A 3585-nucleotide genomic window follows, 5' to 3' on the forward strand; every position below is an offset into this window, starting at 1 on the left:
AGCCAGTAGTGGTGGTGTTGGAAGGGGTAGGTGGGGAGGTTGGGGTGGTGGGTGGGTGTGTGGTGGTGGTGCCAGGTGGTGGGGTGGCCGTGGGTGTGGAGGTGGGCGAGGGCGGTGTGGGTGGTGTGGGTTTCGGGTTGGTGGGGGTGGAGGAGTGGGATGGCTAGGGGGGTGTGGTGGGGGTGGTTGTGGTGGGTGAGGGTGGTGAGGGTGGTGTCGGGGCCGAGTTCGAGGTAGGTGGTGACGCCGTGGGTGTGGAGTTGGCTGGTGGTGTGGGTGTAGTGGACGGTGTCGCGGGCTTGACGCACCCAATGGTCAGGGGTGGTGGGGTCTTGTGGGGTGGGGTTGGTGGTGATGAGGGGGGTGTGGGGTTGGTGGTAGGTGAGGGCTTGGGTGGTGTGGCTCAGTTCGGTGAGGAGCGGGTCGATGTGAGGTGAGTGGAAAGCGCCGCTGACGTTGAGCGGGGTGACCTTGCGCCCCATGGCACGGAAGATTCCGGCGATAGCGTCTACCTCGTCGTGATCACCGCTGATGACCACGGACCCCGGAGCGTTCACTGCCGCCAGCGACACCTGTGCCTCACGCCCTGTCAGGTGTTCGCGGAGTTCGTCCGGGTCGGCTTGGAGGGTGGTCATGGCGCCGGTGGCGGGGAGGGTGTGCATGAGGCGGGCGCGGGTGGTGACCAGGCGGGCCGCGTCGGGGAGGGTGAGGATCCCGGCTAGGTGGGCTGCGGTGATCTCACCGAGCGAATGTCCGGCATAGAAGTGGGGCTTCAGCCCATATTGTTCGGTGACCAGGCGGTGCAGGGCGACCTGGAGGGCGAACAGGGCGGGCTGGGCGTAGCGCGTCTGATCCAGCAACTGCGCCGTGTCGGTATCTGCCTCGGCGAACATGACATCCCGCACAGGCCGGTCCAGGTGCGGGTCCAGGTAGGCGCAGGCTTCGTCGAGGGCTTGGGCGAAGCGGGGGAAGGTGTGGTAAAGCTCGTGTCCCATGCGGGGGCGCTGGGTGCCCTGCCCGGAACACACGAACGCCAGCTTCCCCACCCCCGCAGCCACGCCTCGGACAAGCCCCGCGTGGTCCTCGCCCTCCGCCAGGGCTTGAAGCCCTTGGAGGAAGTCCTCGCGTTCCGGGCCCAGGAGTACGGCACGGTGGTCAAAGGCCGTGCGGCCGGTGGCCAGCGCATACCCGACATCGGCCAGCCCCGCCTCAGGGCGGGCTGCCAGGTATGCACGCAGTTGTGCTGCCTGTGCTCGTAGTGCCTGTGCGGACTTGGCCGACACCATCCACGGAAACGACCCGCACGAGGCATCCGCCGGAACACGGTGTTCCTCCGGCGGTCCCTGTTCGAGGATGATGTGGGCGTTGGTGCCGCTGACCCCGAACGAGGACACCCCCGCACGCCGCGCACGACCCGTCTCCGGCCAGGGCACGGCCTCGGACAGCAGCCGCACCCCGCCCGAGGACCAGTCCACATGCTCCGACGGCTCCTCGACATGCAACGTCCGCGGCAACACCCCATACCGCATGGCCATCACCATCTTGATGACCCCCGCAACCCCCGCCGCGGCCTGCGCATGCCCAATATTCGACTTCACCGACCCCAACCACACCGGCACACCCCCCGGGCGCTGCTGACCATACGTCGCCAGCAACGCCTGCGCCTCGATCGGATCACCCAGCCGCGTCCCCGTCCCATGCCCCTCCACCGCGTCAACCTCCGGAGCCGCCAGCCCTGCGGCGGCAAGCGCCTGCCGGATCACCCGCTGCTGCGCCGGACCACTCGGCGCCGTCAACCCATTCGACGCACCGTCCTGATTCACCGCACTCCCCCGCACCACCGCCCACACCCGATGCCCCAACCGCCGCGCATCCGACAACCGCTCCACCAACAACACCCCCACACCCTCGCCCCAGCCGGTTCCGTTGGCGGTAGAGGAGAAGGCGCGGCACCGGCCGTCTGTTGACAGACCCCGCTGTCGCGCGAACTCGACAAACGTGGTGGGGGTGGACATGACGGTGACCCCGCCGGCCAGGGCCATGGAGCACTCCCCGGCCCGCAGTGCCTGGCAGGCCAGGTGCAGGGTGACCAGGGACGACGAACACGCCGTGTCCACCGTGACCGCGGGCCCCTCCAAGCCCAACGTGTAAGCGATTCGGCCCGAGGCGATGCTGCTCGAGCTGCCGGTGAGGACGTAGCCCTCAACGGACTCCGGCGAACGCTCCAGGTGGATCGCGTAGTCCTGGGCGTTGATGCCGGTGAAGACACCGACAGGACTGCCTTGCAGCGACCGTGGATCGATGTGCGCCTGCTCCAGAGCCTCCCAGCTGGTCTCAAGCAAGAGCCGCTGCTGGGGGTCCATGGCCAGCGCCTCGCGGGGACTGATGTCGAAGAAGGCGGGGTCGAATTCGGCCGCGTCGTACAGGAAGCCGCCCTGCTGCGTGTAGCAGGTGCCCTTGTGTTCGGGGTCGGGGTGGAAGATTCCCTCAAGATCCCAGCCACGGTTCGTCGGGAAGTTCGCGATCGCGTCCCGTTCCATGAGGATGAGATCCCAAAACTCCTCGGGCGTACTCACGCCTCCCGGGAACCGGCATGCCATACCGATGATCGCGATGGCGTCGTCGGCCTTGGCGGGGGGCTCGTATGCCACTGCGCTCGCTGGGCCGGATCCCTCACCCACCAATTGGGCTTGCACATATTGGGTGAGCTTCGTCGGCGTCGGGTGATCGAAGATGAGGCTGGTGGGGAGGCGCAGTCCGATGAGGGCGGTCAGCCGGTTGCGGGTCTCGACGGCGGCGAGGGAATCGAGCCCCAGCTCCTTGAAGGGGCGGTCGGGGGACACTGCGTCGATGCCGCCGTGTCCGAGTACCGCAGCCACCTGCGTCCGTACGAGTTGGAGGAGCACCTCCTGCTGCTCGCCCGGGTTCCGCTCGGCCAGCTGCCGATGCAAGGCCGCACCGGAGTCCCGATCCATGGCCTGCCCGGTACGTTGCGTCCGGGCTTCGGGAATGTCCTGGATGAGCGGAACAGATTCGCCGCTGTGGCTCAGGTTGACGGCGAAGGCGCTCCAATCGATGTCAGCGATGATGTGATGGGCTTGCCCCGGGGTGGCGATGGCCTGCGAAAGCGCGGTGAGCGCCGGTTCGGTGGGCATGGGGAGCAGACCTCGCCGTGCCAGGTGCCCGGTGATGTCGGCGTTGGCCAGGCCGCCCTGCTCCCAGAGTCCCCAGGTGATGCAGGTGGCGGGGAGTCCCTGGGCGCGGCGGTGTTGGGCGAGAGCGTCGAGGTAGGCGTTGGCGGCGGCGTAGTTGGCCTGACCCGCGCTGCCGAAGGTGGCCGCCGTGGAGGAGACCAGAACAAAGGCATCAAGGTCCAGATGCCGGGTGAGGTTGTGCAGGTGATGCGCGGCGTGTGCCTTGGGGCCCAGGACGGTCGACAGGTGATCGCGAGTGTGCGTGGCCAGCGTGGCGTCGTCAAGGACACCTGCGGTGTGGATGATGGTGGTGAGGGGGTGGGTTGGGGGGATGGTGTTGAGGAGGTTGGTGAGTTGGTGGGGGTTGGTGGTGTCGCAGGTGGTGATGGTG

At 67.9% G+C, this 3585-nt stretch carries 1 protein-coding gene; it reads right to left on the reverse strand.

The window, feature by feature from the left end; translation table 11 throughout:
* Nucleotides 1-3585 (reverse strand): beta-ketoacyl synthase N-terminal-like domain-containing protein (locus PV419_RS52685; RefSeq protein WP_319701214.1); only part of this gene is annotated, 3585 nt, incomplete at both ends.

This window comes from Streptomyces sp. ME19-01-6, from assembly GCF_033793745.1.
In the GTDB taxonomy this organism is placed as follows: domain Bacteria; phylum Actinomycetota; class Actinomycetes; order Streptomycetales; family Streptomycetaceae; genus Streptomyces.